This window comes from Flavobacterium sp. B114r (assembly GCF_056824125.1).
Genome location: NZ_CP124858.1, coordinates 5,243,044 through 5,255,810 on the forward strand (window position 1 = coordinate 5,243,044; position 12,767 = coordinate 5,255,810).

Annotated in this window: 14 protein-coding genes; 11 read left to right on the forward strand and 3 right to left on the reverse strand. The window is 34.2% G+C overall.

The genetic code is table 11. The annotated features are described in order from the left end of the window. Positions 1–7: 7 nt before the first annotated feature. Entirely contained in the window at positions 8–1,177 is a 1,170-nt protein-coding gene (locus QLQ94_RS21780) for a zinc-dependent alcohol dehydrogenase (RefSeq protein WP_271335766.1), read from the reverse strand. 214 nt (positions 1,178–1,391) lie between these two features. On the opposite strand from QLQ94_RS21780, the gene QLQ94_RS21785 reads away from it, so the two are divergent. The 6 genes from QLQ94_RS21785 to QLQ94_RS21810 all read left to right on the forward strand — a co-directional run bounded on the left by QLQ94_RS21785 (position 1,392) and on the right by QLQ94_RS21810 (position 6,657). Then, positions 1,392–2,972: an FAD-dependent oxidoreductase gene (locus QLQ94_RS21785; protein ID WP_482498515.1), complete on the forward strand. Its 1,581-nt coding sequence runs from the start codon at positions 1,392–1,394 to the stop codon at positions 2,970–2,972. A gap of 56 nt (positions 2,973–3,028) precedes the next feature. Beyond that, entirely contained in the window at positions 3,029–3,397 is a 369-nt protein-coding gene (locus tag QLQ94_RS21790; RefSeq protein WP_271335764.1) for a SpoIIAA family protein, read from the forward strand. Between the two features lie 276 nt (positions 3,398–3,673). After that, positions 3,674–4,063 (forward strand): YidH family protein, encoded by a 390-nt coding sequence (locus QLQ94_RS21795; protein ID WP_482498517.1) that lies wholly within the window; start codon positions 3,674–3,676, stop codon positions 4,061–4,063. 180 nt (positions 4,064–4,243) lie between these two features. Next, on the forward strand, positions 4,244–5,053 hold the full coding sequence (locus QLQ94_RS21800; RefSeq protein ID WP_271335761.1) for a mechanosensitive ion channel family protein: 810 nt from the start codon (positions 4,244–4,246) through the stop codon (positions 5,051–5,053). Positions 5,054–5,374: 321 nt separating this feature from the next. After that, complete coding sequence (locus QLQ94_RS21805) at positions 5,375–5,599, forward strand: hypothetical protein (RefSeq protein ID WP_271335760.1); 225 nt, start codon at positions 5,375–5,377, stop codon at positions 5,597–5,599. Between the two features lie 53 nt (positions 5,600–5,652). Beyond that, positions 5,653–6,657, forward strand: a complete 1,005-nt coding sequence (locus QLQ94_RS21810; protein WP_482498520.1) for an SDR family oxidoreductase — start codon at positions 5,653–5,655, stop codon at positions 6,655–6,657. 186 nt (positions 6,658–6,843) lie between these two features. On the opposite strand, the gene QLQ94_RS21815 is transcribed toward QLQ94_RS21810, so the two are convergent. Then, on the reverse strand, positions 6,844–7,851 hold the full coding sequence (locus tag QLQ94_RS21815; RefSeq protein WP_482498521.1) for a chemotaxis protein CheB: 1,008 nt from the start codon (positions 7,849–7,851) through the stop codon (positions 6,844–6,846). Positions 7,852–8,553: 702 nt separating this feature from the next. On the opposite strand from QLQ94_RS21815, the gene QLQ94_RS21820 reads away from it, so the two are divergent. The 4 genes from QLQ94_RS21820 to QLQ94_RS21835 all read left to right on the forward strand — a co-directional run bounded on the left by QLQ94_RS21820 (position 8,554) and on the right by QLQ94_RS21835 (position 10,696). Beyond that, positions 8,554–9,231: an SRPBCC family protein gene (locus QLQ94_RS21820; RefSeq protein WP_482498523.1), complete on the forward strand. Its 678-nt coding sequence runs from the start codon at positions 8,554–8,556 to the stop codon at positions 9,229–9,231. 95 nt (positions 9,232–9,326) lie between these two features. Next, positions 9,327–9,890 carry a hypothetical protein gene (locus QLQ94_RS21825; RefSeq protein WP_482498524.1) on the forward strand — a complete coding sequence of 188 codons (564 nt, stop codon included), beginning with the start codon at positions 9,327–9,329 and terminating at the stop codon, positions 9,888–9,890. A 115-nt stretch (positions 9,891–10,005) separates the two neighbouring features. After that, entirely contained in the window at positions 10,006–10,257 is a 252-nt protein-coding gene (locus QLQ94_RS21830) for a DUF7218 family protein (RefSeq protein WP_482498525.1), read from the forward strand. A 157-nt stretch (positions 10,258–10,414) separates the two neighbouring features. Further along, positions 10,415–10,696 (forward strand): hypothetical protein, encoded by a 282-nt coding sequence (locus QLQ94_RS21835; protein WP_271335754.1) that lies wholly within the window; start codon positions 10,415–10,417, stop codon positions 10,694–10,696. A gap of 305 nt (positions 10,697–11,001) precedes the next feature. Here the strand turns inward: QLQ94_RS21835 and QLQ94_RS21840 are convergent, their stop codons facing one another. Further along, positions 11,002–11,439, reverse strand: coding sequence for a hypothetical protein (locus QLQ94_RS21840; protein ID WP_271335753.1), 438 nt, complete (start codon positions 11,437–11,439; stop codon positions 11,002–11,004). Between the two features lie 632 nt (positions 11,440–12,071). Between QLQ94_RS21840 and QLQ94_RS21845 the strand changes: the two genes are divergently transcribed. After that, positions 12,072–12,446 (forward strand): response regulator, encoded by a 375-nt coding sequence (locus QLQ94_RS21845; RefSeq protein ID WP_271335752.1) that lies wholly within the window; start codon positions 12,072–12,074, stop codon positions 12,444–12,446. Positions 12,447–12,767: the final 321 nt, after the last annotated feature.

Sequence of the window (12,767 nt, forward strand, 5' to 3'; positions counted from 1 at the left end):
AAAGTGATTATTGCCATGGATCGAGTACCACTTTTACACAGCCGTCTTCACGTTTTTTGAAGATATCATAAGCATGCGAAATCTCAGACAACGGAAGTCTGTGTGTGATAATATCATCCAGTTGTACTTTTCCCTGAACGACATATTCTAAAAGTTTGTCGATATGTTTGTGTGCCGGAGCCTGACCGCCTTTAAGGATTATTCCTTTATCGAAAAATTGCCCAAGCGGAAAATTATCATAATTCACAGGATAAACGCCTAATACCGAAACAATACCGCTTCTTCTTACAGCGCTCATACAAGCTTCTAATACTTTAATAGATCCTTTTTCGAAATTAATCGTCGCTTTGATTCTGTCGCCAAGATTACGTTCCGGCTCAAACCCTACGGCATCAATGCAAACATCTGCACCACGTCCTTGTGTGAGTGCACGAATTTGCTCGACAACATCTTTGGCGCCATCTTCCCATAAAATAGTAGTACATCCTGTTGTGGCTTTTGCCTTATCCAGTCGGTATTGAAGTGTATCGACAACAATGACCTGAGCAGCTCCGCGAAGCCAGGCACTTTTTGCAGCCATAAGTCCCACAGGTCCAGAACCAAATATGGCAACGGTTTCTCCTCCTTTTACTTCTCCCCAATCTACTCCTGTATATCCGGTTGGAAAAATATCCGTTAGAAATAATAATTGTTCATCTGTCAGACTGTCTGGAACAACTCTTGGTCCGTAATTGGCATAAGGAACCCGAACATATTGTGCTTGTCCGCCATCATAACCGCCGTAAAGATCTGTGTAGCCAAAAAGTGCTCCGCCTTTTTCAGTCAGGATTCCTCCTTCCGGTCCGTAATGTTCCGGATTACTGTGCTCACAATTTCCGGGAACATCGTGGTTACAAAAAAAACAATTTCCGCAGGCAATAGGAAATGGTACAACAACGCGATCGCCTCTTTTAAGATGTGTAACTGCTGATCCCGTTTCTTCGACTATTCCCATAAATTCGTGTCCCAGAACCATAGGCCTCGGCTGTGGCAAACCACCTGAATAAATGTGCAAATCTGATCCGCAGATTGCTGTAGAAGTTACTTTAAGAATAATATCGTCATTGGCCTGTAATTTCGGGTCATCGACCGTATCGTATTTTACGGAACCCGGTCCGTGTATAACTGCTGCTTTCATACTAAGCTTTTTAAAATTAATAGGCTTGTAAGTAACTCATATTAAACCTCTTAATCTTATACTTTATTCAAAAATCCTTACATATAAAACAACTGGTAATCATATAAAAGTCCTACAATATTTTATAAACCTCTAGCACACATCATTTTATAATTTTGAGAGATTCAGGCTTTTAGATAGTAATTCTGTGCCTGTTAAACTAAACACAAACAATATGGCACCATTACACGACAAATTCGACTCCGGCAATATAACATCCGGAGACAATGTATCTTTTTGGATAGATTCTACTGCGATAATTGCTTTTGATAAACCCAATAGAGATATTGAAACAGAGGTATTAATTATTGGCGGCGGAATTGCCGGACTTTCTACGGCATACAAATTAGTAAAAGCGGGCAAAAAGGTAACTCTGGTTGAGGACGGTTTTATAGGAAGTGGCGAAACTGGGCGTACAACAGCTCACTTGACTGCTGCATTAGACGACCGTTATTATTTTCTCGAAGATACTTTTGGAAAAGAAGCCGCAAAACTGGCTGCCGAAAGTCATACTGCAGCAATTGATGAAATCGAAAAAAATGTAAAGGATCTCAATATTGACTGCAACTTTATGAGGGTAAATGGCTATCTATTTCTTCACCCAAGTGACAAAGAGAAAAATTTGCAAAAAGAATTTGAAGCTACGCAAAATGCAGGTTTAAATACGGGTATTTTAGATCATATTCCTGCTATAATAGGTGGTGAAGGAATAAATTGTCTGGCTTTTTATAATCAGGCACAATTTCATATTCTGCATTATTTACAAGGACTTGCACAGGCAATTGTTGCGCTTGGAGGACAAATATTTACCGAAGCACGAGCTGATAAAATAACTAAAAACGGTGCCATAGTTAATGGTTATACTTTTTCGGCCAAGGATATTGTGGTGGCTACAAATACTCCGGTCAATGATACGCTCACAATGCATACCAAACAATTTGCTTACAGAACTTATGTTATTGCCGGGAAAATCCCAAAAGGAAAACTACCTTATCCGCTTTGGTGGGATACTGGCGATGCAGATTCTAAATGGGTTTCTCAACCTTATCATTATGTGCGCTTAGAAAGTTTTGATGATCAATACGATTTATTGATTTCGGGCGGTGAAGATCATAAAACTGGTCAGGCAGACGAAGAAGGCATTTCAGAATCAGAACGATACGCAAGACTCGAAGCATGGACAAAAAATTATTTTCCCGCGCTTGAAGAGATCACGTACAAATGGTCCGGTCAGGTTATGGAACCTGTAGATTCGTTAGGATTTATGGGCAAGAATCCCGGTGATGATCATATTTATATCATCACGGGAGATTCAGGCAACGGAATGACGCATGCTACGATTGGCGCCTTGATTATAAGTGATAGTATTTTGGGAATTAAAAACAAATGGGAAGATCTCTACAATCCGTCCAGAATTACTTTGAAAACTGCTGTAGATTTTGCCAAAGAAGCCGGAAATACAGCCGCACAATATCTGGATTGGATTGCGGCATCTGACTTAAAAAATGTAGCAGATCTTAATCATGGCGAAGGGGGAATTTTATCCTCAGGACTCAAAAAAATTGCGGTGTATCGCGATTATGACAATAGCTTAAGAGCATTTTCGGCAGTTTGTCCGCATTTGGGCTGTATTGTTAATTGGAATAACGACGAAAAATCTTTTGACTGCCCTTGCCACGGTTCACGTTTCTCTTGCGATGGCGTGGTAACAAACGGTCCTGCAAAAACAAATCTGAGTCAGATTCATATCAAATAAAAAATTCATTTACCAAAACTCAAATAATTATAATAATAATAATAATAAATATACGGATGATACAAGTACTTAATGCACCCAAAAATGTAGTGGCTTTCAGGGCTCTTGGCGAGGTCACGGCAAACGATTACAAAACGATAATCGCACCTGCGGTAAAAAATCTGGTAGAACAAATTGACGAAATCAACTTTCTATTTTTAATTGATACTGATCTCGAAAATTTTACGGCAACAGCGTGGCTCGAAGACGCTTTTATAGGTCTTAAAAATTTCGGGAAGTGGAACAGAGCCGCCATCGTCACCAACTCAGAAAAAGCTATTTCTTTTACCAATGCATTTGGTTATGTAGTGCCCGGTAATTTTCGCGGGTTCAAAAAAGAATTTTACGATCAGGCACTTCATTGGGTTCAGGGTGGCGCAGGTTGAGATTAGAATCTTATAACCTCTTAGGTGCAATTATATTTTAACAATTGTCCCTAAGTCATAAATTAAGTTTTTATATACAATTATTACTAAAAAAATCGGCAAAGTCGCAAAGCGCTCAAGTTCAGATACATATTCTTTGCGACTTTCGTGAGATTTATTCTGCAAAAGCATTATAGCTATTTTCTTTACTTATTGTCATTGGTCTTGGGAACTATGTGTTTAATTAATTTTTTGTGAATTGCCCTAAATGGTTCTTATAATATAATTTTTAAAAATATGGACAACGAAAATAAAAATTTGGCAAATGACCAAATGGCAAATGAAAGAACATTTTTGTCCTGGATCAGAACCAGAATTGGTATTATGGTCTTTGGATTCGTTATCGTAAAATTTTCTTTGTTTGTGAATCAGATTCCTTCTACATTTTTTAAGGAACCTGACCTTCCTAAAAACGGATCTACTATTTTAATAGGGATTGCTTTGGTAATCACCGGAGCCATTACCATATTGCTGTCGTATTTTAGATACAGACAATCTTCTAAACTTCTGGAACAGGGAAAATACTTGTATTCTACCATGATGTTAACGGTAATTACGGTAGTGATTTTTGTAATGAATATGATAATTATTGCCTATTTGATTATTTCCGCTTATCCTGCCGGCTAACTTTTTGAGTATAAAAATCAATTGATTTGTCTATAATTGCTGGTTTGCAAAAATTCCAATTGTCAAACTTAACAAGACTAAAAACAAGGAGATAAAATTTTATAATAAACAGTAAGAATTATATAAGTCAATTATAAAAATGAAAATTTAATTTTAGTACAAAGCAAACTATGTATTATTATGGATAATTTTTTTCATGACATTCTCAAGCATATCGAAGGATATTATTACGGTCTGGTAGATATTACTCCAAAAATTTTATTGGCCATTCTGGTTGTTTTAATCTCATGGTTTATTGCAGCACGTGTAAAAGTATTTGCCGATCGCAAATTAAAGACAAGAATGCATGATCCGTTATTGGCTACTTTTATCGCCAATTTAATCAAGGCTGTTCTTATTATCATTGGACTCTTGTTTATGTTTCGCGTTATTGGTCTTAACGGTGTAGCACAAAGTGTCTTGGCCGGTGCAGGAATATCAGCATTTGTAATAGGATTTGCTCTTAAAGATATTGGCGAAAACTTTCTTGCCGGAATTCTATTGGCTTTCAAAAGACCATTTTCTGTTGGTGATATTATAGAAAGCAACGGCGTAAAAGGAAAAGTTGTAGCATTGAACCTTCGTGATATACAGGTAAAAAGTGACAGTAAAAATATTTATATCCCAAATGCTCTTTTGATCAAAAACACTCTGGTTAATTTTAACAGCGAAGGATATTTATTGCAGGATTTTACCATTGGTCTTGAATACGGATCAGATTACAGAAAAGCGATTGAAATTATTGCTAACGTCATGAAAACAGATATTGCCGTAGTTGACAAAGGCTATTCTAATTCTGCAGTTGTATCGGGCATTACAGGAAATACGATACAAATCAACATTCGCTATTGGGTAAAAACTGATCGCACTGTGACAGATGGCAAACACAGATCAGAAGTTGTGATAAAGGTTGCCGAAGCATTAAAAGAGAATGACTTTACTATAAAATAGTATTAATTCGAATTATAAAAATAGAGAAGCTTGTTTACAGAACTAGCTTTTTTATGTCCGCATAATACACGATTTCTTACGATTACCACACCCAAACTACTGAAGATTAAATAACTAAAATCTAAAATTATATAAATATATCAATACGTCTCTTTTTAAATTTGGTTTTGAGTTTAAGCATAAGAGTTCTCATAAATCTGTTTGATTACAAGAAAAAAATCAGAACTCTTTTTGATTAAATATACCCTATAAACACAATTAAAAAAAGCAGAAACATAAAATCATCGTTGCTGCAAAATCAAATTTAAATATTTCACTACTATGAAAACAGCTAATTCAACACAGTACACACAACAAGTATTTTTATCAGAGGATTCTCCAATGTACATGGAAACATTTGAGCGCAATCATATTGAGCAGGTTTACCAATCGACAAAAGAGCAGCTTTTATGTTGGGGCGAAGAACCTAAATACCTAAACAGTGAATTTTCTAATACGTTTGAAAGAAAAGATCAGGGAGAATCAGGAAGAGTTTTTCAGATTTAGATAAGGAAAACAAATCCTGAGAACATTTTTTAAAGAACGGAAAATATAATATTATGGAAACCAAAAATAAAATATCCCGTCGCTCTGCACTTACCGGTATGGGAGCAGTATTTGCCACAGCAGCATTTAACCCGATTATGGCCAATGCATTTACATTAAATGAAATTCCGATGATGAATATACCTGAAGATCCTACTACAAAATATCCCCGACCACCTTTTAAAGAACAATCCCAGCCATGGCCGGGACTTGTCAGTAAAATGGATCCACGCCCGGATCATGGCGAGAAAAGCTATAAAGGTTCCGGTCGCTTAAAAGGCCGTAAAGCATTAATAACTGGTGGTGATTCCGGAATGGGACGCGCCGCAGCGATTGCTTATGCAAGAGAAGGCGCGGACGTTGCCATAAATTATTACCCCACCGAAGAAGAAGATGCCAAAGAGGTAATTGAACTAATAAAAGCCGAAGGACGCAAAGCTGTTGCAATTCCCGGAGATTTACGTAACGAGCAATTCTGCAAATCCCTTGTTGAACAAGCTGTAAAAGCGCTGGGCGGTCTTGACATTGTGGTCAACAATGCTGCACGACAACAAACACATGCTTCTATATTGGATATTTCGACTGAGGAATTCGACTGGACTATGAAAACCAATATTTATGCTCCTTTCTGGATTATCAAAGCGGCGCTTCCGCATCTCAAACCGGGCGCATCAATTATTGGCACAAGTTCTGTACAAGCCTATGCTCCTACTGAGGATTTATATGACTACGCTCAGACAAAAGCAGCCACAACAAATTATATTAAATCACTTGCGAAACAACTTGCTCCAAAAGGCATCAGGGTAAATGGTGTTGCTCCGGGACCAATCTGGACGGCATTGCAAGTAAGTGGAGGTGCTACGATGGAAAAACTAAAAGAATTTGGTTCTCAAACACCAATGGGAAGACCCGGAAAACCGGCTGAACTTGCTTCTATATATGTGCAGCTTGCTGCTAATGACGCCAGTTATGCAACAGGCCAGATTTATGGATCAAGTGGCGGAGAAGGTAATCCATAAACAAAAACTGCTTATTTTTTGTTCTTACTAACACAATTTTATATGTACATTATTAATTATACCACTGACTAAAAAGCCTTCAGTATCGACGATTTTGAAGGCTTTTTAGATTTTGTAAGATGCTGTAATGGGATTCAGGATATTGAAAAATTTCATCAAAACTTACCACTTTTCACCTATAAATTTCTAATCTCCTGATAAAGTATTTGATGATATATTGATTACAAAAGACTTTAATCTTTTTATGTGTTCATCGATGTCATTAATTCTTTTATTAAATGATGAAACGGTCTCGTCATGATCCCTGCGGTTTCTGCGCTCAGATAATAAACGAAGCATATTTCTTTTTTCTTCTAACATTCTGATGGATACCCAAATCGATTCTTCGATTTTTAAGTCCTGAAGTTCGTGCAGCATTTTCTCAGAATAAACATGCCCAATATGACATCTGTATCTGTGAGTGGGATCTTCTTTTATTTTCCATAATCCACCGCCGCAATCCAGACATGAAAAATCACTATGATCCGCAATCCTTTTTAACTGATTAATATCGCTCATTAGTTTTTCGGTTATATTTACTTCAATTTTCAATTCATGTGGAATAGCAATTTTTGGAGGAAGGGGTTTATTTAAAATATTTTGAATAATAACAGGTATTTCTTCCAGTTCAGCCATATAATTAACCCTTATTTTATTTAGTACATTTCTTGGCATATCAGCATATTCAGCCTGCTCCGGATCTTGTACAATACAAAGTCCTCCGCAACTTTTAATAGCCTGCATTCCTGAAGTTCCGTCATATAACATACCACTTTCAATCACACCTATTGCTTTATGTCCAAAATGTACTGCTGCAGAACGAAATAACACATCAACAGATGGGCGATGTCTATTTTCTTCCGGACCCTGATTCAAATGTACAGTAGCACCATTTACCATCAAATGATGTTCTGGCGGAGCAATGTATATAGTTCCTTTTTCAATTTCCGTTTCATCTTTTGCAACTACACATTTCAAATTTGTATTTCTTTGAAATATCTGAACAATATTTTCCGGACTTGACTTTCTCGATACATGAAGAACCACCAGAACAGCTGCATCAATTGTTTCCGGAAATCCATTGACTATTTTAGAAATTGCCTTAATACCTCCCGCTGATGCTCCAATAACAATGAGATTTCGTATTTGATCCATTTTTTTAATATTAAGTATTAGTACATAATTAATTCAAGTTGCTGATTTAATGATTCAATAAATATTTGGCTCTAAATAAATTCAATCTACGGGATATTTTTTCTCGTAATTTTTATTATTCTATCACCAATATTACTAACAATATTACTGCCAATATTTAACTCCTAACGGAGTAACAAAAAAATATCTCGCAGAGATTACATATTGGTAGAAATCAATTTATTCATACCTGTTTTGTCCCGTAGGGACTACATTTTATTAATTGGCAACTGGAATTAATGAGAAAAACAGATTCATTTAAATTCTTAAAAGTGAAATACTATTCAATCCATAACCATATAATTTTAATAGTAATGTTTCTGCGCTTTCAAATTCAATTTTATTGCAACAAGTCTATAATTCCTTTATTGTAAAGAGATTTATTCAAAGGATTTTTTCCTCACAATTGTTCTAAAAAATTACACTATTCGAATTTATAAAGAACCATAACATGAATCTTACAAAATAGAACGTTCGTTTTTACAAAATTCACAGTTAACTAATTAAACATCAGCGTTGTTAAAACCTTTAAAAAAATAATCAAGTAAGATTTTATGAAAATAATATAAATCTGAGGTTCCTATTTTATAATTGATTTACAAGCACTTATTATAATTTTCGAATTACTATTAAATGAATTTATAAATCAAAAAAGAATAAAAAATGGAAACAAAAACTTCACATTCGTCGAGTGCACTGAATCCTTTACATCTTAAAAAAAATGTATCTGCGATTGAGCGAATAATTATGGTTGCAAGCGGTGCCTATCTTTTATATGATGGTTTGTCACGCAACAAAAAAAGTTTATCAAAAAGTACTTTGGGAGGTTCAATGCTTCTGCGAGGCGTTAGCGGTTATTGTCCGGTTTATGATGCTGTCGACAATTTGCAGCAAAGCAAAGCTGCTAATGTCAACATCAGGATCAACAGCGTGATCAAAAAACCTGTAAACGAAGTATATGAATTCTGGCGTGACCTTGAAAATATGCCAAAATTTATGAGTCATCTTGAATCTGTAAAAACAATTAACCAATCAAAATCTGAATGGACAGCAAAAGGTCCGGCGGGAATTGGAAGATTGACCTGGGAAGCAGAAATTGTAAAAGATGAAAAAAATACTTTTTTGAGCTGGCAGTCACTTCCTGATGCTTCTATAAAAAATGTTGGGAAAATTGTTTTTAAACCTAAAGGAAAACATACAGAAATTGATGTAACGATTTCTTACCACGCTCCTTTTGGTGTTATTGGCGAAAAAGCGGCGCAGCTTCTTAATCCTTATTTCGAAAAAATTGTTAAAGATGATATTACAAGTTTCAAATCTTATTTAGAATTAGAAAAATAATAGTTGTTGGCATTATTTTGACTTAAAATATGATAAGTAATAATCAACAAAAACATACACACAAAAAATAATTGATAATTATAAAAATTTAAATTATGAACAACGAAAACAGCGAAAATTTCGATCGGGAAGATCGCAATTTTTATTCAGAAGGACAGCGCGCTACTCAGGATACTACTGAAAATACAGATCCCCTTAATCGCGATCAGAGTGAGACGAAAACCGGAGAAGAATACAAAAGTTCATCTGCTCAAAATGAAACCACTCCGGATCAGGAAAATAGAAACAATAGTCTAGAGAATGATTCTGATAACGATCCCAGCAGAAGAACATTGGACGAATATAATGCAAACGAAGATGAACCGGATCAGGATAATGGTTTAAAGAATGCCAATTTAAACCACAGCAATTCAAATAAAGATTCAGATCCTCTGAACAACGATTATGATTCGTACGACAATGATGTCGAAGATGACGATATCAGGGAAGATAATCTAAGAGATGCTTTTAATAATGACGATTTAGATCGAAAAGATCAAACTGATTTCGAGAATACAGATTTTGACAAGGAAGATAAACTTAGATATTCAGACAAAAATTTAGACAAACAAAATCCGAATATTAATGAACCCGATCCTTTTAAACCTAAAAGGTTTTAAGCAGGATAAAGACTTAATGAATACCATAGGATTTTGGTGTTCCGGATAGCAAAATAATACTTTCTAATTTATTAGAATCTATCAATAAACAGTACAAACTTTAAATTAAATTATTATGCCAGGAAAAGACCCGGGTCCACAAATAAAAGACAAGGACCAATACGAAGCATTGCGCGATAAAGGTTACAGCAAAGAAAAATCAGCGCGAATATCTAACAGTAAGGGAGCCGAAAAAAGAGGAGGCTCAAGAGATGATTATGCAGACAGAACAAAAGAGGAAATTTATTCTGAAGCAAAAAAAGCGGATATAAAAGGACGATCTACAATGTCTAAGAAAGAATTAATACACGCCTTACGCAATAATTAAAAATTTTAAACAGCAGCTCAAAAAACAACCGATTAAAGATTAAGTTTCTTTGAGCTTCTGTTTTGGTTTAGTAATTATTCTAAATTCTCTTTAAGAATGCAAATGCTGGTTTAAAACATCAGCTAAGCTAAAAAAATTAATTTTAAAACTACTTATTATGGGAATAGCAGATAACGAGAGATTTGGACAAAGCCAACGTCAATCTCAATCAGAAAGTCAGATGATAAATTCTGAAACTATGGAAAATAAAGATCCTGCAATAAATCAACATCAGGACGATAGCGCAAACAATGTAAATCACGAGTATAGTGATCAGGATGATAAAAAATCTTCTGACCTGGAAGAGGACGATAATGAAGATCCTTACTTTCAAAAAAATGCAGAAATTGCTCAGGATCTTGATGACGATTTAGAAAATAAAAATACATCAGAGCAATAATTCTGATAACGAAGATTCAGATCGTGACTTCGATCAAAAAGATACTTATGATCTTCAGAATGATAATTTTGGGAAAGAAAATGATCGAAATTATACTGATCCTATTATTGAAGACGATGAGGACATTGACCCTAATATAAAAGAACAAGATCCCTTAAATCAGCGATGATTGTGTTTCTTTCTTTTTTAACCTAAAAAAAACCGCCGGATATAAATTCAGCGGTTTTTGTGTTTTATCCTACAAATAAAAATCATCGACAACCTCACAGAGAAATAAGCAATGAATTATTACACCATAATCTAAATTAATCGGCTTTGTATTTATTATTCCAGTACAACATCAATAACAAAGTTACAATAATGCATGAAGCAGTTCCTTCAAATAAAAGGCACAGAACATAAGTGGCTACAGATGGATCGCCGCCAAACATAAAAGCTTCTGATAATGATTTTACATAAGCATCGCCACCTTTTGCATAACTATAAATAAGTAAGGCCACGACACTAAATACAACTCCGGAAAATGACGTGACCATTGCCGAGATTGCATTGGGAACAAAACTGTTTTTACCTTCGGCAAGGTTCATTTTTAGAGTTCTGTTTACTCCGTAAAAAATGAAGAGCACATTTAATAAACGTAGATAAAACAAGTGAGAAAGACCTAAAACTTCCATTAATAAAAAGAAAATAGCGATTCCTAAAAAAATATAAAACCCATTGATTACTTCTCTTGGTATTTTCATAGTAGTTATTTTTAAATTTAATAAATTGATTTGTTTCAAATTAATAAAAAATTAGATTAAAAAACTTCTACTATTTTCGGGTAAGATTATAAAATTTCAATTAAGAATCCAGGGCGGCATTTACATGCAAGCGAAACATTATCAAACAATTAACATATACTTTCATTAAATAAAATGTGGTAATTATGCAACAAAAAAATGAAAATTATATAAATTTGTACCTGTTCATGATTCTAAATTTACAAAAAGTAATTAAATTAGTTACAGACTTAAAGAGCCACAAAATGAAGATTATCAAACTTTTTTTAACCGTTTTTTCAATTACAGTATTCAATATTAATTGTGTCCCGCATTGTGATAATAAAGATTATACGCGTGATCAAAAAGAAGCAGAAATAACAAAAGCCAATTCGGTTCTGGTTATAAAACAATGATTTTTCTTTTACAATTTATCTGACAAAAGGCTTGTTTGTATTACAAGCTTTTTTTTTAACTTTAAAAATAAAAAAATATGCAAAAAATCTTGCTATTCATCCCTCCTGTCTGATTTGTTTTTTTTGATGACTTTTGCGGTTATCAGGTCGCATTATCTCTCACTTATTGCAACAATTATAAATACAATTCCCCCAAACATGAAATATAAAAACATTTTACAAATCGACGATGATTATGATGATTGCAATTTTTTCTTAGAAGCTCTTGAAGAAGTTTCTGTAGCTGCATATACAGCGATCCATAATCCTGTTCAGGCGATACAAAAGCTTGTTGATAATGAAATACTTCCTGATCTGATTGTTCTTGATATTAATATGCCAATCATGAACGGATTAGAAGTATTGTATGAAATCAAAAAGAAAGAAGTGATTAAAAATATACCTGTAATTATATTTTCAACATCGATACCTCCTGAAGTAAAAAACAAAATGAAAGATCTTGGCATAATGGACTACTTTATTAAACCAAGCGATTTTAATGTACTTAAAAAAATCCTGACAACGTTTACCTAGAATCTCAGTTGCATAAATACATTTTTCTAATAACAATACAATTAATACTCAATTTACGTCGAGACGTATACTGGTAGTAATCGTATTGTATTGGTTAGGATTTTTTTGTTTCATTTTTGAGGTTTTTTATATATTGGCATATAATTAATATGCTTACTTATTATAAATAGCACTCAATGATTTTTTCATAATATTGATTTTTAATCAATTAAAATTTCAAAAAATAATTATAAAACTAAATTTTACCTGAATCTAGACCATAATCTTATATTTTTATGAATTTATTATTACAACATTTCCATTTATTCAATATACAATTTT

Excerpts from the sequence above, each read along its gene's own strand:
- QLQ94_RS21795 (WP_482498517.1), top strand. The coding sequence starts at position 3,674 with ATGGACAACGAAAATAAAAATTTGGCAAATGACCAAATGGCAAATGAA.
- QLQ94_RS21835 (WP_271335754.1), top strand. The coding sequence starts at position 10,415 with ATGGGAATAGCAGATAACGAGAGATTTGGACAAAGCCAACGTCAATCT.
- QLQ94_RS21815 (WP_482498521.1), bottom strand. The coding sequence starts at position 7,851 with ATGGATCAAATACGAAATCTCATTGTTATTGGAGCATCAGCGGGAGGT.
- QLQ94_RS21820 (WP_482498523.1), top strand. The coding sequence starts at position 8,554 with ATGGAAACAAAAACTTCACATTCGTCGAGTGCACTGAATCCTTTACAT.
- QLQ94_RS21845 (WP_271335752.1), top strand. The coding sequence starts at position 12,072 with ATGAAATATAAAAACATTTTACAAATCGACGATGATTATGATGATTGC.
- QLQ94_RS21840 (WP_271335753.1), bottom strand. The coding sequence starts at position 11,439 with ATGAAAATACCAAGAGAAGTAATCAATGGGTTTTATATTTTTTTAGGA.
- QLQ94_RS21825 (WP_482498524.1), top strand. The coding sequence starts at position 9,327 with ATGAACAACGAAAACAGCGAAAATTTCGATCGGGAAGATCGCAATTTT.
- QLQ94_RS21800 (WP_271335761.1), top strand. The coding sequence starts at position 4,244 with ATGGATAATTTTTTTCATGACATTCTCAAGCATATCGAAGGATATTAT.
- QLQ94_RS21810 (WP_482498520.1), top strand. The coding sequence starts at position 5,653 with ATGGAAACCAAAAATAAAATATCCCGTCGCTCTGCACTTACCGGTATG.
- QLQ94_RS21805 (WP_271335760.1), top strand. The coding sequence starts at position 5,375 with ATGAAAACAGCTAATTCAACACAGTACACACAACAAGTATTTTTATCA.
- QLQ94_RS21785 (WP_482498515.1), top strand. The coding sequence starts at position 1,392 with ATGGCACCATTACACGACAAATTCGACTCCGGCAATATAACATCCGGA.
- QLQ94_RS21790 (WP_271335764.1), top strand. The coding sequence starts at position 3,029 with ATGATACAAGTACTTAATGCACCCAAAAATGTAGTGGCTTTCAGGGCT.
- QLQ94_RS21780 (WP_271335766.1), bottom strand. The coding sequence starts at position 1,177 with ATGAAAGCAGCAGTTATACACGGACCGGGTTCCGTAAAATACGATACG.
- QLQ94_RS21830 (WP_482498525.1), top strand. The coding sequence starts at position 10,006 with ATGCCAGGAAAAGACCCGGGTCCACAAATAAAAGACAAGGACCAATAC.